We start from the raw sequence: 22378 nt of genomic DNA, 5'->3' as shown, positions 1-22378 counted from the left end.
CACAGGTGCGCTTATAAGTGGATTGAAGGCTTGTGGCCGCTCCTCTGGCGATGAGCGCATGGAACCAAGGCAGTGACATGGGAGAAGCGTTTGTCCACGCTGTGTAAACGACGTACCGGGCTGGTGGCGGCGATCGGCGTACTCGGCGGAGTACTGTCAGTCACGGCCCTCGGCGGCACAAGCAACGCTGCCACCAGCAACGATCACGTCGGGGGTCACTCGACATCGCAGGCGCCGGCACAGCGGGCGGGTGCCCAGGATGCCTCCGACGCCCGCATAGTCATCACGCCTGGGCAGGGTGCCTACGGCGTCAAGGTCAACGCACCTGTGAGTGTGACCGTCAGCAACGGCAAGCTCACCAAGGTGACGATGACCGCCGTCGCGACCGGCGCCGAGATCCCGGGCGCCCTGTCCGCGGACGGCACCTCCTGGAAGCCGGACGGTCGGCTGGAGCGGGCCACCAAATATCAGATCGCCGCAGAGGCCGAGGACGCCAAGGGCCGCTCCGCCACCGGCAACGCCACGATCACCACGGTCTCTCCGGCCAACGACTTCATCGGGCACGTCTTCCCCGAAGACGGATCGATCGTCGGCGTGGGCATGCCGGTGACGGTCAACTTCGACGAGTCGATCAGTGACAAAGCCGCTGTGGAGTCGGAGATCCAGGTCAGCTCCAGCAGCGGCCAGCGGGCCGTCGGTCACTGGTTCGGCGGGCACCGCCTGGACTTTCGTCCCGAGCGTTACTGGAAGCCCGGCTCCATCGTGACCGTCACGCTCACCCGTCACGGCATCCAGAAGACGGTCACGTTCAAGATCGGCCGAAGCCAGATCAGCACCGTGGACGCGAAGACGAAGCAGCTGGCCGTCGTTCGGGACGGCAAGACGATCAAGACCGTGCCGATCTCGTCGGGCAGTCCCGAACACCCGACGTACAACGGCCACATGGTGATCTCCGAGAAGTACGGCCACATCCACATGAACGGTGCGAGCGTGGGCCTTACGGAGAAGGACGGCAAGCCCTCGTACGACATCAAGGCCGTGCCGCACGCCATGCGCCTGACCGACTCGGGCACGTTCATCCACGGCAACTACTGGGCTACCGACTCGATCTTCGGCAAGGTCAACACCAGTCACGGCTGCGTCGGTCTGAAGGATGCGAGGGGTGGCGGCGACAGCAGGCAGCCCGCCTCGTGGTTCTTCAACCACTCGATGATCGGTGACGTCGTCATCGTGAAGAACTCGAAGGACAAGACCATGCTGGCCCCGGGCAACGGCCTCAGCGACTGGAACATGTCGTGGAGCGAGTGGACCGCGGGTAGCCCCACGACCTGACAACGTGACTCTCCATGCGGCCGATCGGACGTTTTTTCGCCTGCGTTGACTGGATGCTCGAACAGCCCTCGGACCGGGGACCCAGCACGTGGGGCGCAGGGGACGACCACTGCGGCGACCAGGGCGAACACGGCGAGGCAGAAGCGGCGATGGGGGCCCAAGGCGGAAGGGTTCCTGCCTGGCGCTGTCACGCGGTCGGGCCTGCCGTGGACGGTCTGAGACAACGTCCGCCTTCAGTTGCCGAGTTGGTCAGGCGGTCGGTGCGAACGCCGTGATGGCGTCGACGAGGTCGGCCGGAGCTTCCAGCGGGATCAGGTGCCCCGTGTGGGGGATCACCACGAACTCGGCTCCGGAGAGGTAGGGCAGCAGGTTGTCGACGAGCACGTCCACGGGCTCGACGCGGTCGTTGCCTCCGGCGACGACGAGGGAGGGAACGCTGATCATGCGCGTGTGCTCGGAGACGTCCTCCGCGATGCCGCGCAGCGGCCACTCCGTGCGGGCGGCATCGGCGCCGGCACGCGAATCGGCCACGATCCGCGCCTTGATCGACGCGGGCAGTTCGGTCGCGGTCAGGACGTGGTCCCGGGCGCCGGCGACGGACTCCTCGGAGTCGTAGGCGTGGGACAGGGCTTCCCGGTACTCGGCAGTGACCGCCTCGGCGGGTGCCGCCGGGCCGGAGGCGACGAGGACGATCCCGCGGAGCCCGGCCGGCCGGGTCGCCGCGACGAGCTGCGCGACCTTGCCGCCCATGGAGTGTCCGACGAGGACGTAGTCGGTGACGTCCGATTCGGCGATCACGGCGAGTGTGTCTTCGGCCAGCTGGCGGAGGGTGTAGGGCCCTGGCATGTTGCTGGAGCGGTTCCACCCGCGGAAATCGACAGTGAGCAGGTCGCGACCCGCGAGGCGGTCGACGACGAGGTCCCAGGTGCTGGCGGAACCACCCCAGTAGTGCAGGAACACCAGGGTCGGTCCGGTCCCCTGCCTGTGGTCATAAGCGGGCAGTAGCGGTTGCTGCGTGGTGGTCATCGTGTCTCTCTCGGTCACTGCTACGAGGGGATGTGCCTGTGCGTTCATTGAATCCCGCCACCTGATCCCGGGCATCGGCGTGACCGGTCGCTCGATGGTGGAAAGTGGACACGTGACCGTGATCCGGCAGATGACCTACCGGCCCGTCGAGCGCCGGGCCGCCGCCGTCGAAACGATGACGTTCGACCGCCTCCGCGAGCGGAACGACGGCGGGACTCAGCGTGCTGACTTCCACGTCCTCGCCGTCGTCGATGCCGGGCGCGGATCCGTCACGGTGGACTTCCTCCGGCACCCGCTGCGGGAGCGGTCCGCGGTGTGGATCCCTCCGGCGGCGGTGCACAGGTGGGACGACATCGCCGGCGTGGCAGGGCACGTCGTGCTGTTCGTGCCGACCGCGCCGGTCACGCCCACCACCCGGGAACTCGTCGCGTCCCCGGACGTGGCCGCGCACTGGAGCATCCCCGAGGCCGACTGGCCGTTCGTCGACGCAGCGCGGAATCATCTCGTCCTCGAGGCATCCGCCCCACCGGGGGACCTCGCCACGGAGCTGCCCGGGATCCTGCTCTCCGCGCTGATCGGCCGGCTCCGGCCCCCGCACGGCGGAGCACGGTCGGCACATCCGGTCTTCCGACTGTTCCGGTCCAGCGTCGAGGCCCACTTCAGGCGACATCACGACGCCGGGTACTACGCCCGGACCCTGGGCTACGCGCCCCGCACCCTCTCGAGAGCGGTGCAGCAGGCCACCGGCCGCACCGCGAAGGCGTACATCGTCGACCGGATCGTCCTGGAAGCCAAACGACTCCTCGCCCACGACCGCCTCACGGCGGCGGCCTGCGCCGACACGCTCGGCTTCCCCGACGCGTCCAACTTCTCGGTCTTCTTCCGGAAGGCGACAGGCTTGCGCCCGGGCGCATGGCAGGCGACGGTGGCCATCGTGTGATGAGGACGCTCAACAAGCCCAGCAAGTGACGGAGTTGACCTGCACCGGACGCCGGATCACGACGAGCGGCGACTTGCTCTGTGGGCCCAGCCCCGGGCAGGAACCGCTGTTCACCATCCGGCGCGACTGGGCGCCCCGTGCGGGCTCGGCTGCGGAGCATTCCGTAGGCGTCCTTCTCGAGCAGGCGGTGTACGACCACCCCGAGCGCACCACCGAACCACCCCAGCGCGGTGCCGGTGAGGGCAAGGACGACGTAGGACCGCCGCCGGCCCAGCCTGCGGCTCCCGCTCAGCGAGCGGTCTGGCCGCCGCTCGTCTCCGTGGGCGGGCCCACGGTGGGCATTCCGAGGTCGGCCGACTCCGACGCCGTACGGCAGAAGGACGTCCGGCGGCGGTGTCGTACGACGAGGATGCCGAGTCCGGCGGCCACGGCGAGGACCGCCAGGGCGGGCATCCACAGCGCTCCGAGCGCGGAGGTCACGCCGATGCCTCCCAGGACGGCCAGGAGGGGGCCCGCGCAGCACGCCGCACAGGCGGCGACCGCGGCCGCGCCGGCGCCGAGCGTTCCCCAGGCTCGGGTCGGACGGGAAGAGGAGGCGGTCACGCGAGGGCTCCGAAGAGATCGTCCAGCACGGCGGCGGACTCGGGTGCCCGCACCTCCAGCTGGAGAGCGGTCGGGGTCAGATGCAGGGTGAAATCGAAGAACGCGCAGCAGCCCAGTTCCGCTGCGGCGAGGGCCGCGAGCTCGCCGGCCAGTTCGGCGCCCGCGGGGAAGGTCAGGCGAACGCCGCCGTCGATCTCCTCGCGTCTGTCGGCCTTGCCGACCAGTTGCTGCCACCGCTCGGTGCGCTCGCCCAGCTCGGCCCCGCTGAGAGTGCAGGCGACCGGGGCGTCCCGCCACGGCTCGGTGTCCAGGGACGAGCGGGTCGGCGACAACGTGATCGGCACCGGCCCGGCCGCAGGCGCCGGGCCGGTCGTGGTGCAGCCGCAGTCAGGCCCGCACGCCCCTGCGGGCGCCGGGCCGGACAGATCGGTGTGGACGCCGGCCAGGTGAGCGGCGAACGCGCGCAGTTCGGCGATCCTGCCGTCGGTCCCCACGATCCGTTCCGCGACCAGTGGCAGCATCCGCTCCCGCACGGAGGCGCACACCCCTTCCTCGCGGACATCGAGGAGTTCGCGGATCTCTTCCAGGGCCAGGCCCAGAAGCTTGGCCGAGGAGATGAAGGCCAGACGTTCCACCGCATCCTCGCCGTACACCCGGTAGCCGGACGGCGTGCGGTCGGCGGGCAGTAGACCGACATCCTCGTAGAAGCGCAGCGTCGTGGCCGGAACGCCGGAGCGCTCGGCCAGCTGTGAGATGCGGTAGGTGGTCACATCACCGACGGTAAACCTTCGACCCGGCTCGAAGGTCAAGCCGGAACCCGTACTGACGAGCAGGCAAAAGGGGCTGGATGCCTTCGCCCGCCGGTGGCCTGAACCCGGTCGACAGCGGGGACGCCCGCGTGCAGACGCTTGCGAGCAAGTAGGACGCCACCGCGCACCCAGCGACTCTGTTGACCGAGTCTCGCGGAGATCTACCCGCTCAACCAGTCCGGTTCTCATCCTCGCGAGCGCGTCGGATGCGCCACACACCCCAAACCGCGCCAAGGGCCCCGCCCACGAGAGCCGCCACGATTCCCCCCGCGTCGCTGCGCGTGAGCCCCGTGACGAGCAGGCCGGCCAAGAGGGCTCCGACCAGCAGGTACATGACGACGATGAAGGCTGCGGCAACGTGCCGGTCCCGCAGCGGCGGAAGGCCACCGCTCACGCTTTCGCTCCCGTAGCGACGTCTGCACGGAGCGCCGCGTCGGTCATGAGCCGGTAGCGGCACAACTCGCAAGGGCCTTCATGTGGGTGAAGTGCAAGGAGCGACGGCAGTGGCATGAGGACCTCGGTTCGCTCGGTCGGTTCGTCTTTCTGTCGTGTGTCCGTGAACGGTTGCGATAAGCCAGCGTGACGAGAGTGCACGGCACGGATGTTGATCCGCTGCCCGACGGTGTTGCCGGCCACCTGGGTCGAGCTCTTCATCGAGCGCGAGAAGATCGCTCTACCTCTACGAACTCTGACCGGAGGTCTTTCCCCAGTTGTCTCCATCCTGACAGGCGGGTCTCGTCGACGCGGTCAGAAAACTGGATGGTGGCCTCGGGGGAGGCGCCCGCTGAGCCGTGTCCTGACGTCAGCGCGCCTCGTAGGGTGGTCTGATGTTTGATCGTTTGGAGATCGTGGTGTTGCCGTCGGGCTCCCGGTTCGCTGCTCAGTTGCGGTTCTGGGTCAATGGCGAGGACGTGGTCGAAGAGGCAGTCGGTGAAGGTGGCCGCGGGCCGTACGCGGCTGATGTACTGCCGGCCGGCCGTCCCAGCCTGCTCCGGGCGACCGGCGAAGCGCGTCACCTGCAGTTGGGAGAGCCCGGATGCACCGGCGGTTGCTGCGGCTTCCTGACCGTGGTCGTGCAGCGGTCCGGGGAGATCGTGCAGTGGTCGGACTGGGAGGTTCCGTCGAAGAGGCACATCCCCGTGCCCTGTCCTCCGCCGGAGTTGCACTTCGAGGCGGGTCGGTACGACGCCGAAGTCGCTCGTGCTGAGGCGGACAGCTGGTGGCAGCCGCACCCGTAGCCCAGCACGGCGCGACCACGCCCGGCTGCGGGCTCCTATCGGCCCCGCGTCCTTCGCCAACGGGCACGCCACAGCAGGCGAGGTGTTGTCGAAAGCCGGGTTCTCGCTCAACTTCCGACTTCCGTGATGCGGTAGCCATCAGTCATTTCGTGGGGGATGGCGGATTCGTGCGATGAGGGTTTTCGGCTCGCGCGGCACGACCCGGTCGTGCCAGGGTCGGCCGCCCCCGACAACGGGTGCTGTTGGAGTGCCCGAAGCCTGTGCGGCCGAACCAGCGGGAGTAGAAGGCGGCTCACGGGGTGGCCGCACGCGTGACGCGCGAACGGCGTCCGGAGCAGGCCCCGTTGGATCCGGCATGGTCATTCGCGTCTGCCACGCCAGCAGGACGCGCTTGCGCAGGAGGTCGAGGCCCGCGCGGCCGGACATGCGGCGCTTGAGCATCTTGATCCGGTTGAGATGACCTTCAAACGGCGTCGGAGTTCCGAGCGAGGGTGAATCCTGCAATGGGGGCGGCGCGGCCGCCACATCAGCTCTGGCCCACGCGGACGCGATCTGTCCCGCTCGCACGGGGCGCCGGCCGCCCTGTCTCCGACTACACGTGATCGGGGATCGTCGCGCTCCCACTTGACGTCCTCCTGACCAGCGCATTCCAGCCTGAACGACGGTTCGCCGACCGGCCTGCGACCACGGCAAATCCTCCCATGGCCTGCACGCGGTCACGTCAGCCTCTGGGGCGGGGGCTGCTCGTAGACCGACCGTGTGACGTGCCCGGCCGAAGTAGGGCCGCCTTGCGCGGCGGCCTGTCCCATCCGAGGCGGAGGATGCTTTGGTCGGGGGGCCGGGTATGCGACGGCTCCCGTGTCTGTCCTGACGGGTCGGCCGATGCCCAGCCTTCCTCCTGCGCGTCGCCCGGTCCTTGAGGGCGTCCGTTCGAACGCAGAAGGAGAGAGCGTGGTGGCAGGCAACGTCAACGAAAGCCGCGGGATGGTGTCCGCGCAGCTTCTCAGGGGTCAGAAGGCGCTGGTGACCGGCGCCAACTCGGGCATCGGCCTGGCCACCGCCATCGCCCTGGGCCGGGCCGGAGCGGACGTCGTGGTGAACTACGTCGTCGGCGCCGAGGATGCTGAGAACGTCGTCAAGGAGATCGAGGGTCTCGGGGTCCGCGCCTACGCCCACGAGGCCGACGTGTCCGACGAGGCCCAGGTGACCGCCATGGTCGCGCGCATGGTCGAGGAGTTCGGCACCATCGACATCATGGTGGCCAACGCGGGCCTCCAGCGGGACGCGGCCCTGACGGAGATGACGCTCGCCCAGTGGCAGAAGGTCATCGACGTGAACCTGACCGGCCAGTTCCTGTGCGCGCGGGAGGCCGCCAAGGAATTCATGCGACGCGGCGTGGTGCAGGAGGTCTCCCGCTCGGCGGGAAAGATCATCTGTATGAGCTCGGTCCACCAGATCATCCCGTGGTCGGGGCACGTGAACTACGCCTCGTCCAAGGGCGGTGTGAGCATGTTGATGCAGACCCTCGCCCAGGAGCTGGCCCCCAAGCGGATCAGGGTCAACGCCGTGGCGCCCGGCGCCATCCGCACGCCGATCAACCGCGATGCCTGGTCCACTCCCGAGGCCGAGGCTGATCTCCTGCGTCTGATCCCGTACCGCCGCGTGGGCGACCCGGACGACATCGCCAACGCCGTGGTCGCCATGGCGTCCGACCTGCTCGACTACGTCGTCGGCACCACCCTCTACGTCGACGGCGGAATGACGCTCTTTCCCGGCTTCGCGACCGGAGGCTGATGTCCGATGCAGGATCACGTCACGCCCCGCCGGGTGGTGATCCTCGGTGGAGGGTTCGCGGGGCTGTTCGCCGCCCGTGCCCTGAGGAGGTCACCGGTCGCGGTGACCGTGGTCGACCGCCGCGCCCACCACCTCTTCCAGCCGCTGCTCTATCAGTGCGCCTCCGGAATCCTGTCCGAGGGGCGATCGCGCAGCCGCTCCGCGGGGTCCTGCGCCGTCACCACGACGTGAGCTGCGTGCTCGCCGAGGCCACCGACGTGGACGCCGTCGCCCGGCTGGTCCACGCCCGGCGGCCCGGAGGGGGAGTCGTCCAGCTGCCCTACGACGATCTGATCGTCGCGGTGGGCATGCGCCAGTCCTACTTCGGGCATGACGAGTTCGCCGCGCACGCCCCCGGTATGAAGACCCTGGACGACGCGTTGGAGATCCGCCGACGGATCCACCGGGCGTTCGAGATGGCCGAAACGGCGGCGAACGACCGGGAACGGAAGCGGTGGCTCACTTTCGCGCTCGTCGACGGCGGGCCGACCGGTGTCGAACTCGCCGGACAGATCCGGGAGATCGCCGGGCACACGCTCGACCGGGAGTTCCGGAGGATCGACCCCGCCGAGGCCAGGGTGCTGCTCTTCGAGGGGTCCGACGCGGTGCTCGGCGCGTTCGGCCCCCCGCTGGCCCACCGTGCGGCGCGAACCCTGCGGGGGCTCGGTGTGGAGGTCCACCTGGGCACGATCGTCACCGACATCGACGCCCACGGCCTGACGGTAAGAGACCGCGACGGCAGGACGACCCGGTTCGGCGCACGCACCGTGCTGTGGACGGCCGGCGTCGAGGCCCCGCCGATCGCCGCCGCGCTGGCCCGGGCGACCGGTGCCGAGCAGGACCGGGCCGGACGTATCCTCGTCGAACCCGACCTCACCGTCCCCGTCCATCCGGAGATCCGCGTCACGGGCGACGTGATGAGCCTGAACAATCTGCCGGGCCTGGCCGAAGTCGCCATGCAGTCCGGTGCGTACGCCGGTCGGAGCGTACGCCGCGCCGTCGAGGGCAGGACGAAGGAACCGAAGCCCTTCACTTACGTGGATCTCGGCAGTGCCGCCTACATCGCCCGCGGCCGGGCCGTGGTCAAGGCCGGCCCGCTGCATCTGTCGGGCGTCACCGGCTGGCTGGCCTGGCTCTTCATTCACGTGGCCTTCCTGACCGGCTTCCGCAGCAGGCTCGGAGCAGTGCTCAGCTGGTCCGTCGTCTTCGCCACCGGCTCGCGCCGCGAACGCGCCTTCACCATGCCCGACAGCGAAGTGTCGGCGGCCCGGGCGTCCGGGCCGAAGGCGCCTCCGCCTCCCTGACAACGCCCCGGCCGACGCTCTTCGGGGTCCCTCCGCATCCTGTCCTCCCTCAGTCCCACCACCTCCGCACGGCAGACCATCGAGGCGTACATGCTCAGCACCGCCGCCGTTCTGGCGAACAGCTCCCCGGCCCAACTCCTGCCGGCGCGGGAGCTGATGGCCTTCACCCTGGCCATGCACATTCTGCTGGTCCCGTTCGGCGTGGCACTGCCCTTCATCACGTTGCTCATGCACCACCGGGCACTCCGCCGGGACGACCCCGTCGCCCTCACACTCGCTCGGCGCTGGTCGGCGGTGATGGCCGTCCAGTTCGCCATCGGCGTCATCACCGGCACCGTGCTGTCCTTCGAGTTCGGTCTGCTGTGGCCCGGCATGATGGGCCGCTGGGGAGACGTCTTCGGCCTCGGCTTCAGCGTCGAGGCATGGGCGTTCTTCCTGGAGGCCGTCCTGATCGCCATCTACCTCTACGGCTGGCGCCGGCTCAAGCCCTGGACACACTTCTGGCTCGCCGTACCGCTGCCGCTGACCGCCCTGCTGGGGGCGTTCGGCATCGTCGCGGCCAACTCCTGGATGAACACCCCGCAGGGCTTCCGCCTGAACGCCCAGGGCAAGCCCGTCGACGTCGATGTGCGGCAGGCGATCTTCACGCCGATGTTCGGCCCGGAGTACTGGCACTTCGTGGTCGCGATGCTCCTGACCGCCGGATACGTGGTCGCGGGTGTGTACGCCGTCGGCTGGCTGCGCGGGCGCCGTGACCGCTACCACCGGCTCGGCTTCACCGTGCCGTTCACGGTTGCCGCGATCCTCACTCCGGTCCAGTTCATGCTCGGCGACTCCACCGCTCGCGCCGTCTTCCACAAGCAGCCGATCAAGTTCGCCGCCACGGAGATCGTCTGGAAGACCGACACGCACGTACCGGAGTACATGTTCGGGCGCCTGCATCCCGACGGGACGATCTCCGGCGGCCTCAAGATCCCCCAGCTGGACTCGATTCTCGCCGGATTCCGCCCGGACACGAAGGTGACGGGCCTGTCGTCGGTCGCGGCCGGCGACCGCCCGACGGCGACTCAGGCCACCATCGTCCACTGGGCGTTCGACACCATGGTCACCATCGGCAGTGTGCTGATCCTGCTCGCGCTCTGGTACGCCTGGTCATGGTGGCGGCATCGGGACAACCCCGGCAGCCGCTGGTTCTACCGCTGCGCCGCGCTCGCGGGAGTCGCATGCCTGGTCACCGTCGAATGCGGGTGGATCACCACGGAGGTCGGCCGTCAGCCGTGGATCGTCTACAACCACATGCGGGTCTCGGAGGCGGTGACCAGCACGCGCGCCGGATCGCTGTGGGCGATGCTCGGCATCGTCATGGTCGTGTACGTGACCGTTTTCGGCGCGTTCCTCGCGGTCGTCCTGAAGATGCGGACCCGCTGGCGCATCGCCGACGAGGGCTCGGCCGCCGCGCGCGCCGAACTGCCGCCGGAGACCGACACCCCCTACGGGCCCAGAAGCGAGCCCGATCCCACACCTTCCGGGGCCGCCCCCGGTGGCGGGTCCGGACACACCTCCGGCGGTGAGTCGTGATGGCCGACTTCATCGCATGGGTGCTGGTGGTCGCGATCGCCGCCTACGCCTGCGCCGGAGGCACCGACTACGGTGCGGGCTTCTGGGATCTCGTGGCCGGCGGCGCGGAACGGGGCAAGCGGCCCCGCTGGCTGATCGACCACGCCATGGCACCTGTCTGGGAGGCCAACAACGTCTGGTTGATCTTCGTCCTGGTGATCATGTGGACCGGCTTCCCGACGATGTTCCAGGCCGTCTTCTCCGCGATGTGGCTGCCGCTCGCCCTGGCCGCTGTCGGCCTGGTGCTCCGCGGCGCCGGGTTCGCCCTGCGCAAGCCGACCCGACGCCTGGCCCAACAACGGTTCTACGGCGCTGTGTTCGCCATCTCGTCGCTGCTCACGCCGTTCTTATTCGGGGCGGTGCTCGGCGGGATCGCCTCCGGTCGGGTCGAGGTCGGCACGACCGCCTCCGCGGACGCGTGGACCAATGGAACCTCTGTCCTCACGGGACTGCTGGCCGTTGCCGCCACCGCGTTCCTCGGGGCGGTCTTCCTCTGTTCCGACGCCCTGCGGTTCGGCGCCGACGACCTCGTCGACTACTTCCGAGCGCGGGCGATGGTCGCCTTCGCCGCGGTCGTCGTCCTGGCACTCATCGCTCGGCCCGTCACCCACGACGACGCCCGGTACGTCTGGGACGGCCTCACCGGCGGTCTGGGGCTGCTGCTGATCATTGTGGCAGCGGTGTGTGGTCTTGCCACGGTGCTGCTTCTGTGGCGCCGGTCGTACGGCTGGTCCCGCTACACCTCGGTGGCGAGCGTCGCCCTGGTCGTCGGCGCCTGGGGCTGCGCGCAGCGGCCGTACCTGCTGCCCACCTCGCTGACGGTGACCGAGGCGGCCGGGGCCGCCCACACCCTGCGCTGGCTGATGATCGTCACGGGCATCGCGATCGTGCTGGTCGGTCCGGCGCTGGTGCTGCTCTACCGGCTCGACACGATGGGTGAGCTGGAGGAGCTCAGCGACGCCGACACCGGGGCCGCCCGGGCGCCCGGCGACAATCTGTAGTGGCGCTCAGCCGGTTCACCGGGCGACGGAGCTTTCGTCAGCTCAGCCGGACGGCGATGTGGTCGCCCACCCGCAGGGCGTTGGCGATGGCGGTCGGTGACGGGTTCACCGCGCCGATGCTGGGGAAGAAGCCGGTGTCCACGACGTAGAGGTTGTCGAGGTCGTGCACCCTCGACAAGGACGACGCCATCCACCTGTCTCTCGACGAGAAGAACAACATCGCCTCTCCGCACAGCCAGAAGTCGACGGCATGGTGCGCCAGTACATCTACCTGGCCATCGCAGGTGTCATCGGGGCGGTGGGCATCCTCACCAACTCCCAGATTCTGATCGTCGGGGCGATGGTCGTGGGACCGGAGTACGGCGCCATCACCAGTGTCGCGCTGGGCATCGACCGCGGCAACGGCACCCGGGTCCGGCAGGGCCTGTTCGCCCTGACCGCGGGATTCCTGCCGGCGGTCCTGGTGACCCTCCTGTTCTCGTGGGCGATCCGGGGTCTCGACTTTCAGCCCAGGGCGTTCGAGCAGGGCTTCAGGCCGGTCTCCGCGCTGATCGACGCCCCCAACGTCTTCTCCGTCGTCGTCGCGGTGCTGGCCGGCATCGTCGGAATCATGTCGCTGACCCAGGCCAGGACGAGCGCGCTGCTCGGCGTCTTCATCTCGGTCACCACCATCCCGGCCGCCGCAGACATCGGCGTGTCCTGCGCGTTCTCCAGCTGGAGCGAGGCGCGCGGATCCCTGGTCCAACTGCTGCTCAACATCGTGCTGCTGATCCTGGTGGGCGTGCTGATGATCAGATTCCAACGGGCTGCCTGGCGGCGCATCGGCCGCAGCAGCAAGCGTTCGGGCAGCGGGTGACCGTCGACCGCCGCCCGCTCCATCGCGTGGCCCCTGCGGGCGAACCAGCCGGCGATCGCACCGACAGGAACGTGTTGCGCTTGACCGGGTCCACGAGGGGCCGCAGGCTCCGATGGGAGGGTCTGCGGCGCAGGCCATCTCTACATCGGCGTCCGAGGACGCCGGCCGGGCGGACCGAGGAGGCCACGCGTGCAGGAGAGCCGGACCGGACGGCAACTGACCCTGCGCCATGGCACGCACAGTGCCGTCATCGTCGAGCTGGGCGCGGCCCTGCGGTCGTACGCGGTCGGTGGACGCACCGTGGTCGACGGATTCGGCGAACAGGACCGGATCACCGGCGGGCGCGGCCAGATCCTGGTGCCGTGGCCCAACCGGATCCGCGACGGCCGCTACCCCTGGGACGGGCAGGACCTGCAGCTGCCGCTCAGTGAGCCGGATGGCGCCAACGCCATCCACGGGCTCCTGCGGTGGGTGGCGTGGCGGGTCGTGGAGGCGAGCGACAGCCGCGCCGTCCTGGAGGTTCCCCTGTGGCCGCAGCCGGGCTACCCCTTCCACCTCCGGGTCCGCGCCGAGTACGCCCTGGGCGAGCGCGGGCTCGAAGTCGCCGTCACCGCGCGCAACCTCGACGCCGGCGCCGCGCCCTACGGCTTCGGCCAGCATCCCTACGTCACCGCGGGCACCGCCGTCGTCGACCAGGCGGTGCTGACCGTCCCGGCAAGGACATGGCTGCGTACCGACGAGCGCGGCCTGCCGGTGGCCGCCGAACCGGTCGCCGGTACCGAGTACGACCTGCGCAGGCCCGGAGCTGTCGGCACGCTCCGGCTGGACACTCCGTTCGGCGACCTCGACCGGGACGCGGACGGCCGTGCCGTGGTGCGCCTGGCCCACCCGTCGGGGGCGTTCGGTACGGACGTGTGGCTCGGCGAGGGCGCCGACTACGTGCAGCTCTACACCGGTGACACCCTCCCGCCGGGGGAGCGCCGTCGCGCGGTCGCCGTCGAGCCGATGACCTGCCCGCCGGACGCCTTCCGCAGTGGGATGGGGCTCGTCAGCCTCGGCCCCGGCGAGCAGCACACAGTTCGCTGGGGGATCACGCCGTGGGGAGAATGACGGCGCTGTCACGGTCCCCGACCTGATGTTCGTCGGGCCGAGAACCACCACGCGACGTGGACCTCCTGGGGATTCGCCGCAGCCGCCGCCGTGATCGTGCGGGCCGGGATCACCACCGTCGCTCACCGGCCGTGCCGTCCCTTCGATCCGTGGCGCCCTGCGCCGGCCTGCTCCCGATGGAGGTCCGCGCGACATCCTCGCCGCGCTCGGCGCAGGTCTGACCCGGCCGGCCGCGCAGCCGGCCCACAAGGGCACCGACTCGTCCCACCACCACGCATCGAAGGGGTCACTTGTGACGACGAACCAGGTGCTCATCGGCGTGGGCCTGATCCTGGTCCTGGCCGTCGGATCGCAGATCCTGGCCGGCCGCCTGCGCGTCCCCGCCCTCATCGTGCTGCTGCCGGTCGGCTTCACCGCCGGCGCTCTGATCGACGACGTCGACCCCGAGCAACTGCTGGGGGCGGCGTTCTCACCGCTGGTGTCGCTGGCCGTCGCCGTGATCCTCTACGACGCCGGCCTCGGGCTGGACCTGGCGAGGCTGAAGGGCCACACCCGCAGCGTCGTCGTCCGGCTGCTCTGGTTCGGCGTCCTGATCACCGGAGTGCTCGGCACGCTCCTCGCCGCGCCGCTGCTGGACATTTCCCCACGGGCGGCCCTCATGCTCGGCGCGATCCTCGTGGTCTCGGGTCCGACGGTCGTCGGACCGCTGCTCAGCTTCGTACGACCCAAGGACCGGCTCCAGCGCATCCTGATCTGGGAAGGCTCCCTCATCGATCCGGTCGGCGGCGTCCTGGGCGCACTGGTCTTCCACGCGGTCGTGGCGAGCTCGCGCCACCACATCGGCGGTGCCATGGAGCGCTTCACCGCCAGCATGGGCATCGGAGTGGCCGGGGGAGCGGCCGGGGCGGCTCTGCTGTGGGTGCTGTTCCGGGTACTGCGGCTCGGCGAGGTTCTCGGCACCACGGCGCAGCTTGCCGCGGTCATCGGTGTGGCGGCGTTCTGCGACGTCCTGCGCGACGACACGGGACTCATCGCCGCGGTGGTGATGGGCCTGGCCGTCGCCAACCTCCCCGGCATCGACGTACCCGCGCGTCGGCCCTTCTTCGAGACCCTGGTCAGTCTGATCCTCGGCGTGCTCTTCATCTCGATCTCGGCCACCGTCACCCCGCACTCGCTGCGCCATGTGTGGCTGCCAGCGCTCGGGCTCGCCGCCTTTCTGGTACTGGTCGTCAGGCCGCTGGTCGCGCTCGTGTCCACCGCCGGCACCGACCTGACACGCGGCGAGCGGGGCTTCATCGGCTGGATGGCCCCGCGCGGCATCGTCGCGGCCGCCACGGCTTCGACGTTCTCGGCCAGCCTGGTGGCGAAGGGGATCGGTGGTGCGTCGAAGATCCTTCCGGCCACGTTCGTGGTCATCGTCGCGACCGTGACGCTCTACGGCCTGACAGCCTCTCCCGTCGCCCGGCGTCTGGGCGTCGTGCGCCAGTCCCGCTCGCGGCCCCTGCTGGTCGGCGGCGACCCCTGGGTGGTTGACCTGGGCGTGGCCCTGAAGACGGCGGGGCTGGAAGTGTTGATGTGGGCAGGGGAAGAGGGACAGCGCGAACGGGTCCGGCAGGCCGGGATCGAACTCGCGCCCGGTGAGCTGCTGGGTGCCGCCACGGGTGAGGCCGCCGAGCTGGAGGGCATCACGGCGGTGTACTTCCTCACCGCCGAGGACGACTTCAACGCACTGGCGGCGGTGCTTCTGCGAGGCAGTGTGGAGGGCGCGGTCCACCGCCTCAACGCACCGGCCGACAGCCACGGTGCAGTGGCGCCGTTCATCGGCGGCGAGGTTCTGTTCGGCCCGGATCTGACCTGGCCGACGTTCGCGCACAGGTACGAGGCGGGGGCGGCCGTGCTCGGGCAGCCCGCCGGCAATGCCGTGCGGCCCGGCAGCGATCTGCTGTTCCTCGTGCGCCGGGACGGCCGCCTCGATCCGGCCACGGGAGGCAGCACACCACTGCCCCGGCCGGGGGACACGGTCGTCCTGCTGACCCCGGGCGGACGGGGTACCGAGAGTCCGCCGGAGTAGGCCGGCCGTCGGCTGCCCGCCGCCCCGCGCGTGTCGCTCTCGGCGGGGCCGGCGGGCGGTACCGGGGGCCGCGGCTCATCGGGTCCGACTCGCTGGTCAGAGGCACGTCTGCCGCTCCCGCGCAGGTCACCCGCATGGGCAGTCCCAGTGGCAGGTGGGCGTCCGCCGGTGCTTGCTGGATTCGGCCGCCCGGGAGTCCGCGCCAGACTGCATCGCCCCGCCGTCCGAACCGTGACGCGCCGGGCGTGCCCGTGCCCTCCGAGCGGGATGCCGACAGCACACCCCCCGTCGGAACACCCGCGCCGGCGGCGACGACGTCCGCGTCCCATCGACGCTTGTAAACGGGGTTCCTCAGAGTTGGCGCGTGAGCAAAGGTGCGCCTGCACCGGGTCGTCCGGTCGTCATCCCCTGATAGTGATGGGCAGGGGGAGAGAGGGATACAGACGGTGCGCCGACTTGGTGATGCAGGTGACGACCGGGCCTTTGTCACCGTCCGCCGAAGCGAAGAATTCAGGGGCGTTGGTTTCGGAGCCTGTGGTTCTCACTCCGGCTCGGGAGAGGCACTTCCGCACGTGCTCCCGTAGGGGTGGCGCCATGACCTGGATGTTGTTCTCGACGTACACGGGTTCCAGGTGAGCGATGGAAGCGACATTGCACTTCTGGACCTCGGCGTTGTAGACGTCAGGATCACCGGACGGCGTGATATCGACGGGCCGGCTGAGGCCGTCCACCGGACTCACCCCACGGGCTTCAGCCGTGTAGCCCGCCCGGTGAAGACAGGAGACAAACTGGCGGACCGCGCTCCGGTACTCGTTCGGAGTGACCACTGCGTCCCTGAGGGCGCGAACCACAGTGTCGCTGCGGGCCTCAGGGGTCACCTCCTCAGCGGCGGACGCGCATGCGGTGACGCATCCCGCCGTGATGAGCAGCACTGCAAGGAGTGGATGGCGCACGGGCTAACTTGTCGTCAGGTCGCAGTTGTCGCAGCCCCAGTGCAGTCCCAGAACCACGGTGCCCAGGTCGGTCGACGTGTAGGCGCTCTGGTTGTCTCCGTAGACGCGAGGCGTCCGGTAACCGGTACTCCACTGCAGAGCCGCACTGAGGCGTCCTTTGCAGTGACCGCTCACCTTCGTCGTCTGGGCCCAACCGCCCTCGTCACTCCACCGATTGCTGGCGACGTAATTCTTTCCGCACCCGCGCGACACGGTCCGGTTGTTGCCCAGAGCCTGCGCACCGGGCGCCATCGAGATCACCGATGCTGCCAGAACGCACGCTGACATACCCGCGATGAGGTGTCGTTTCATGAACTCTCCCCCGTACTCGTCCGTGGCTCAGGAGCCTATCGCCGGGCCCATGCCAGAGATATCCCCATCTACCGGAAAGTAGACATCTGCGGCATAGAACGTCCCGATATCGCCCCTGCCGGCTCCTCGTAGGACCTGACGGCCTCGTGCACGGTCGGCGGTGAGAAGTCGAGTCCTTGATGCTGCGGAACACCCGCGGGCAGGGCGCGAGCCGCCTTCGGGCCCGGTGTTCCGCTCCGGTGGCGGCGGGTTGCGCCGGCGCGGTCGCGCACAGGAGACGGATACCTGTGCGCGACCGCCGACCGGGACGATGCCCTCGGGGGACGACGGGGCCTACTGGTAGGTGACGGTGATCGGGCGGTGCACGCTGCGCTTGGGGAGGGTGATGGTGAGCGTCCCGGTGGCAGCGTCCCACCGGTAGTCGTGTGGGGAGAGCTTCTTGCCGCTCAGGGCCACCTTGGCGGGCGCCTCCGCGGCCTTCAGCGACAGGGTCCAACTGCGGTTGTGGACCTGGCCGCGGAAGGAACCCTTGGTGGCGGCGATGGAGACCGTGTGGCGGGAGCCGTTCTCGGTGTAGCGGATCTTCGTCGTGGCCGAGCGGATCCTCTGTTTCGCCGCCCCGTTGTCCTCGTAGAGGGTGTACGAACCGGAGGCGCCGCCGGCGATGGTCAGGGTGACGTCGGTCAGGGGGTTCTTGTCGTCGCTGCCGACGTCGTGCGTGCGGGTGGGCAGGATGCCGCCGGCCTTGATGAAGACCGGCATCGTGTCGAGACCGGTGGTGATGTCGTGGGAGGCGCCGCCGGTGTAGGTCTTGCCGGTGAAGTAGTCGGTCCACTGGCCGGGCGGGAACCACACCGACGTGGTGGCGGAGGTGCCGGGCGTGGTCACGGGCGCGACCAGGATGCCGGAGCCGTAGAAGTACTCGCTGCCGGCGGCGGCGTACGCCTGCGGCTCGTCGGGGTACTCCAGGTAGGTGGGCCGCACGATGGGCAGGCCGGTGCGGTTGGCTTCCTCGGCCAGGCCGTAGGTGTAGGGGACCAGGTTCTCCCGCAGGTTGAGGAAGGCGTCGGCCGACTTGCGGGCCGCGGTCCCGTACTGCCAGGGCAGCCGGTCGCTGTGGTTGCTGTGCAGGCGGTCGACCGGCTGGAAGGCCCCGAACTGCACCCAGCGGGCGTAGAGGTCGTCGGGGAGTTTGTGGGTGGTGCGGGTGGTGCCGCCGTCGGTGTAGGTCTCCGAACCGGTCAGTCCCGTGGTGTCGTTGTGGCCCCCGATGTCGTGGGTGATGGCGGCCATTCCGGTCGCCGCGGACTCCGCTGGGGTGTAGCCGACCTCGAGTTTCAGGGTGCCCCAGGTCGAGGACGTGTCGCCCGTGAAGTGGACGGTGGAGCGCTTGTCGGCCCACGGTCCGGTCGGCAGGGCCTGCTGGCCGCTGTATCCGCCGGCCTGGAGGGAGCCGTAGGCGCGGGAGAGGACAAAGCCCCGGCCGAGGTCGGCGGCGGTCGCGGTGGCGTACTGCTGGTTGATCCACGCGTCCGGGGTGACGCCCTGCAGCGACGACTGGGAGGAGTCGCAGCACCAGTCCAGCCACCAGAAGTCGTTGCCCTGCTGGTCCATGGTCCGGTGCAGGTCCAGGTACGCCTTGAGCTGGTCGGGGTCGCCGAAGTCGAAGGTGTAGCAGTTGTTCTGGACGCCGGCGGCCGAGGCGCAGCCGCCCTTGGTCAGCTTGCCCTTCGCGGTGGCCTGCGCCTGGGCGAACTGGGGGTCGGAGGCGAGGATGCTGGGGTGCACGTTGAGGGTGTTGTGCAGTCCCTGGGCGGCGGACCAGTCGAAGAAGCCCTTGGGGTCGGGGTACTTGGCGGGGTCCATCTCCCAGCCGCTCCAGGAGTTCACGGCTTTGAAGTCGGTGTCGGTCACCAGGACGTCCAGCGGAACACCTTCGGAGCGGAACGCCGGCAGGATCTTGTTCTCGTAGTCGGCCGCGGTGCGGTCGATGTACTCCGAGTACCAGACGCCGTAGGCCCATCGGGGCAGCAGCGCGGGCGGCCCGGTCAGTGTGGCCAGGTCGGCCATCGCCTGCTTGTAGTGGTGGCCGAATCCGAAGACGTAGCCGTCCTGGTAGGGCGCACCGCCGTGGCCGGGGCGCTGGGTGACCTTCTGCTTCGCGGTGTCGTACAGGGCGGAGGTGGTGTCGTCGAGGAGGTACCAGCCGTCCTTGTGCAGCAGGCCGGGCGTGGTGGGGACGGAGGCGTTGCCGGTGACGCCGTCCAGGCCGCGGCGGTATCCGCCCAGCGCGAGGTGCGGCTGGGGAACGTCGCCCTGCTGGGCTGCCACGGAGAAGGTGTCCGCGTTGATGTGGCAGCTGGTCGCGTCGGGGCAGCCGAGGGTGAGGTCGTTCGCACCCGCCTTGAGGGTCACGGGTACGGAAGCCGTCTGCCAGTCGTCCCAGCCGTCGGTGGCGGGGAAGGAGAGCGTCTTCGTGGTTCCGCCGGTGCTGACGGCCGCGGTGCGGGTCTCGTGCCGGCCGTCGCCGCCCGTCCCGTTGGCGTAGCGCACGAGGAGGGTGTAGTCGCCGTCGGCGGGTACGCCGACCACGTGGGCCGAGAGCGTCGATCCCTGGTCGAGTTCGGCGACGAAGCCCTTGCCCGCGAACCCGGTGTGGTCGGTGGCGCCCACCGCCGTGCCGCTCAGCCGGGCGGACTCCGCCTCGCAGCTGACGCCGTAGAGGCAGTCGGTGATGGCGGTGGTGGAGACCGGCGGGTAGGGGTCGCCGGGGCGGGTGAGCGCGACGCTGTCGAGGTTGACGTCGCCGGAGTCGGAGGCGGTCCGGGTCAGGGCGATGGAGTGGTGGCCGGCACCGAGGGCGAGCCGGGCGGTGACGAGGTTCCAGGTGTCCCAGTTGGCCGTGGTCGGCAGGCTGAGGGTCTGTGCGGCGCCGCCGTCGACGGTGAGGGTGAGGGTGCGGGTCTTCGTCTGGCCGTCCCCGCCACCGGAGTTGGCGTAGCGCACGCCGAACTGGTAGGTCCCGGCACTGCTGACATCGATGTCAGTGGACAGGGAACCGCCGGTGCCCTCGAAGCCCGCGGCGAAGCCGCTGCCGGTGTGGCCCGTGTGGTTGTCGGCCACGGAGACGCCGTTGAGCTGCTGGTCCTCGGCCTCGCAGAGGGCGCCCAGGGTGCAGGTGAGGCGTTGCCATGGTGCGGCGGTCACGGGCTGGTCCCCGGCGGTGAGCCGTACGGAGAGGTTCTGGGCGTCGAAGGCGCCGCTGCCGATCCGGTAGCGCAGGGACACTGCACTCGTCCTGACGGTGAGCCAGCCGTCGGCCGTCGTCGCGGTGTAGGGGGTGGGCGTGAACGTGTCGCGGCCGATCGCGTTGAACGTCGCCGCCTCGGCGAACTTGCCGTCGCCCGCGTACTCGGTGCGGATCAGCGTCGGCGAGAGTATCTCGAATCGGGCGTTGCCCGAGGTGACGGTCGGCAGCGCGGCGCGGTGGACGCCTCCGGCCGCCACCGCGGTGCCGGTGTCGGCCAGTGTCATCGCCGCGGTGGTCACGAGGGCGACCGAGACCACCGCCGGTCGCAGCACGGACCTCAGCCGACGTCTGAAAGAACTGCCTGGCATACGCGACTCCGTCCTCTGGTCGGGCGTTCCGCCCGTTCTCGGCGGGGCGTCATCCCGACGGCCAAGTGGCGCTCAACACGCTTGCAGCGTGCACTCGTTGAGGATGGTAGGGCCTGTGAGGCCGGTAACGCTGGCCCCTTGCAGCACGTTTGTCACTCAGACGCGTTGCTCGGGTGTAGGCGTCGCGGGCTCGGCCGGCGAACCGCACCGCGGGGTCGTGATTTGCGGGCTGCTGTTCAGGCCGGCCTTGGTCAGGATGGGCGCGAAAATCTGGAAGTTGACGTAGGTGACGAACCACCAGCCGAGGTAGTTCGATCTGTTGCGCGGGGTTACGGTCAGACGGTCGCCTGATCAGACCTGGCCCTGGGCCGGCGTCGATCGCTGTTCGAACCAGAGGTGGGCGAGTACTACCAAGGCCAGGCACACCACGAGGGCCCTGCCGCTGACGCCGGTGGCGAGCAGGCCGAGCAAGAGCGGGACCGCGATGCCGGTGATGACCCGAGAGATCGTCCGCTGCGTATCCGAACTGCGGCTGGCAACGCCGGTGACCACGCCGAGAGTGAAGTAGGCAGCGACCGCGCCGCACAACAGCCAGCGGCTCTCATCGGGCAGCGAATCGGAGCCATGGCTGACCACCGATGACAACGACGCGCCCATGGTGGCAACGACCCCGGTGACCAGACAGTGCAGGCCAAGGGCGGCGCGGGTGGAGATGCGGCCGGCGCGCAGATGCGGCAGGCCAGCGTATCCGAACACCACGGACAGGCCGAACATGCCGGCCACCAACACGAACGAGGCCATTGCGGTGGCCAACAGGCCAATGGTGTACCGGGCATCGGACGCGGCGTTGACGACCTGCACCACGGACTCGCCGAGCACGATGATCACAAAGAGTCCGAGCCGCTCGGAGAGGTGAGTCGGATCGACCGACACCCCTTGTATGACCGGTGCCGTCCCGCCGGGGCCAGCACCGGGCCGGCGCCGGCGCCGGGTGGTGGCTTGTGCGGCGAATTTCACCTGGACCTGCTCAAGAAGCTTGTTACCGGAGACGGCCAGAATCAACAGCAGGTCCAGGCCCACGCCCATCGCCCACAGCGTAGGCTTCCACCGCTCGTCGACCCAGATGGATATGAACCAGGGCAGCAGCCCTACCGAGTACTGCACAACGGGGAAGTCCAGCAGAACGTCGCCCCGGCGCCACGAGTGAGCCCCGCAGATGCGCGTAGCGAGGTAAGCGATCACGAAGACAGTCAGCGGGCGGAGTTCGTTCCCGTGCCCGAGTACGGTGTGCGCCACCCCCGGCACGGACGCAGCCATCACTCCAAGGCCGAACATCCCGATCATCAGCCGTATCACACGGGTTTGCCCCGCTGAGACGTTGCCGTACAGCATGAACGTCGTCCACGACAACCAGAACGTGAGGTACAACAGCGCGTAGACACCAAGCCGCGAGGCGTCCAGTTCGGACCCGAGGACATGCGTAAGGGCTGCCACGCCCGCCGCCGCCACAAGGTCGAAGAACAGCTCGGCCCAGCTCGCATGCCGCTCGACCTTGGTATCTTCACGCTCTTCCGCAGTGTTCAAGTCAGTCACGGTCGCAGCATAGTTCTGCAACCACCTTCACTGTCTGAGGGACTGTAAGAAGGGCGGCCCTGTCTCACGTTCGGTGGCCACGGTGGGTCGTCGGGGTCGTCGGCTTTGGTGGGACGGACGTCA

15 protein-coding genes and 3 pseudogenes are annotated in these 22378 nt (G+C 69.5%); 10 read left to right on the top strand and 8 right to left on the bottom strand.

Annotated features, from left to right (window positions below):
* Positions 1-90: 90 nt before the first annotated feature.
* Positions 91-1332, top strand: coding sequence for an Ig-like domain-containing protein (locus ABZT03_RS25605; RefSeq protein WP_356043060.1), 1242 nt, complete (start codon positions 91-93; stop codon positions 1330-1332).
* A gap of 249 nt (positions 1333-1581) precedes the next feature.
* On the opposite strand, the gene ABZT03_RS25600 is transcribed toward ABZT03_RS25605, so the two are convergent.
* Entirely contained in the window at positions 1582-2358 is a 777-nt protein-coding gene (locus ABZT03_RS25600; RefSeq protein WP_356043009.1) for an alpha/beta hydrolase, read from the bottom strand.
* Between the two features lie 94 nt (positions 2359-2452).
* On the opposite strand from ABZT03_RS25600, the gene ABZT03_RS25595 reads away from it, so the two are divergent.
* A complete protein-coding gene (locus ABZT03_RS25595; RefSeq protein ID WP_356043007.1) occupies positions 2453-3298 on the top strand; it encodes a helix-turn-helix transcriptional regulator in 846 nt (281 codons plus the stop codon).
* Between the two features lie 288 nt (positions 3299-3586).
* Here the strand turns inward: ABZT03_RS25595 and ABZT03_RS25590 are convergent, their stop codons facing one another.
* Together ABZT03_RS25590 and ABZT03_RS25585 are read right to left on the bottom strand one after the other, a co-directional pair.
* Positions 3587-3901: a hypothetical protein gene (locus ABZT03_RS25590; protein ID WP_356043005.1), complete on the bottom strand. Its 315-nt coding sequence runs from the start codon at positions 3899-3901 to the stop codon at positions 3587-3589.
* A complete protein-coding gene (locus ABZT03_RS25585; RefSeq protein WP_356043002.1) occupies positions 3898-4671 on the bottom strand; it encodes a heavy metal-responsive transcriptional regulator in 774 nt (257 codons plus the stop codon). The genes ABZT03_RS25590 and ABZT03_RS25585 overlap by 4 nt, the downstream gene beginning before the upstream one ends.
* Positions 4672-5558: 887 nt before the next feature.
* Here ABZT03_RS25585 and ABZT03_RS25580 point away from each other — a divergent pair.
* The 5 genes and pseudogenes from ABZT03_RS25580 (at position 5559) to ABZT03_RS25560 (ending at position 11703) form a co-directional block, all read left to right on the top strand.
* Complete coding sequence (locus tag ABZT03_RS25580) at positions 5559-5948, top strand: hypothetical protein (protein ID WP_356043057.1); 390 nt, start codon at positions 5559-5561, stop codon at positions 5946-5948.
* A 984-nt stretch (positions 5949-6932) separates the two neighbouring features.
* On the top strand, positions 6933-7742 hold the full coding sequence (locus tag ABZT03_RS25575; protein WP_356043055.1) for an SDR family oxidoreductase: 810 nt from the start codon (positions 6933-6935) through the stop codon (positions 7740-7742).
* 6 nt (positions 7743-7748) lie between these two features.
* Positions 7749-9085: pseudogene (locus tag ABZT03_RS25570) on the top strand (NAD(P)/FAD-dependent oxidoreductase).
* 90 nt (positions 9086-9175) lie between these two features.
* Positions 9176-10663, top strand: a complete 1488-nt coding sequence (locus ABZT03_RS25565; RefSeq protein WP_356042999.1) for a cytochrome ubiquinol oxidase subunit I — start codon at positions 9176-9178, stop codon at positions 10661-10663.
* Entirely contained in the window at positions 10663-11703 is a 1041-nt protein-coding gene (locus tag ABZT03_RS25560; RefSeq protein WP_356042997.1) for a cytochrome d ubiquinol oxidase subunit II, read from the top strand. The genes ABZT03_RS25565 and ABZT03_RS25560 overlap by 1 nt, the downstream gene beginning before the upstream one ends.
* Before the next feature lie 37 nt (positions 11704-11740).
* Here the strand turns inward: ABZT03_RS25560 and ABZT03_RS25555 are convergent.
* Positions 11741-11971: pseudogene (locus tag ABZT03_RS25555) on the bottom strand (GMC oxidoreductase); the annotation flags it as partial.
* Between ABZT03_RS25555 and ABZT03_RS25550 the strand changes: the two are divergent.
* The 3 genes and pseudogenes from ABZT03_RS25550 to ABZT03_RS25540 form a co-directional block, all read left to right on the top strand.
* A pseudogene (locus ABZT03_RS25550) lies at positions 11966-12559 on the top strand (DUF389 domain-containing protein); the annotation flags it as partial. The pseudogenes ABZT03_RS25555 and ABZT03_RS25550 overlap by 6 nt on opposite strands.
* A 189-nt stretch (positions 12560-12748) precedes the next feature.
* Positions 12749-13669 carry an aldose 1-epimerase family protein gene (locus tag ABZT03_RS25545; protein WP_356042994.1) on the top strand — a complete coding sequence of 307 codons (921 nt, stop codon included), beginning with the start codon at positions 12749-12751 and terminating at the stop codon, positions 13667-13669.
* 292 nt (positions 13670-13961) lie between these two features.
* On the top strand, positions 13962-15740 hold the full coding sequence (locus ABZT03_RS25540) for a cation:proton antiporter (RefSeq protein WP_356042991.1): 1779 nt from the start codon (positions 13962-13964) through the stop codon (positions 15738-15740).
* Between the two features lie 401 nt (positions 15741-16141).
* On the opposite strand, the gene ABZT03_RS25535 is transcribed toward ABZT03_RS25540, so the two are convergent.
* The 4 genes from ABZT03_RS25535 to ABZT03_RS25520 form a co-directional block, all read right to left on the bottom strand.
* On the bottom strand, positions 16142-16672 hold the full coding sequence (locus tag ABZT03_RS25535; RefSeq protein ID WP_356042989.1) for a hypothetical protein: 531 nt from the start codon (positions 16670-16672) through the stop codon (positions 16142-16144).
* Positions 16673-16696: 24 nt separating this feature from the next.
* Entirely contained in the window at positions 16697-17044 is a 348-nt protein-coding gene (locus ABZT03_RS25530) for a hypothetical protein (RefSeq protein WP_356042987.1), read from the bottom strand.
* A 333-nt stretch (positions 17045-17377) separates the two neighbouring features.
* Entirely contained in the window at positions 17378-20578 is a 3201-nt protein-coding gene (locus ABZT03_RS25525; protein ID WP_356043053.1) for a TIM-barrel domain-containing protein, read from the bottom strand.
* 435 nt (positions 20579-21013) lie between these two features.
* Positions 21014-22255 carry a low temperature requirement protein A gene (locus ABZT03_RS25520; RefSeq protein WP_356042985.1) on the bottom strand — a complete coding sequence of 414 codons (1242 nt, stop codon included), beginning with the start codon at positions 22253-22255 and terminating at the stop codon, positions 21014-21016.
* Positions 22256-22378 lie beyond the last annotated feature (123 nt).

This window comes from Streptomyces sp. NPDC005574 (assembly GCF_040605435.1).
In the GTDB taxonomy this organism is placed as follows: Bacteria; Actinomycetota; Actinomycetes; order Streptomycetales; family Streptomycetaceae; genus Streptomyces.
Note: the sequence above shows the minus strand (reverse complement) of the source record. Positions and strands in the feature narration are given on the sequence as shown.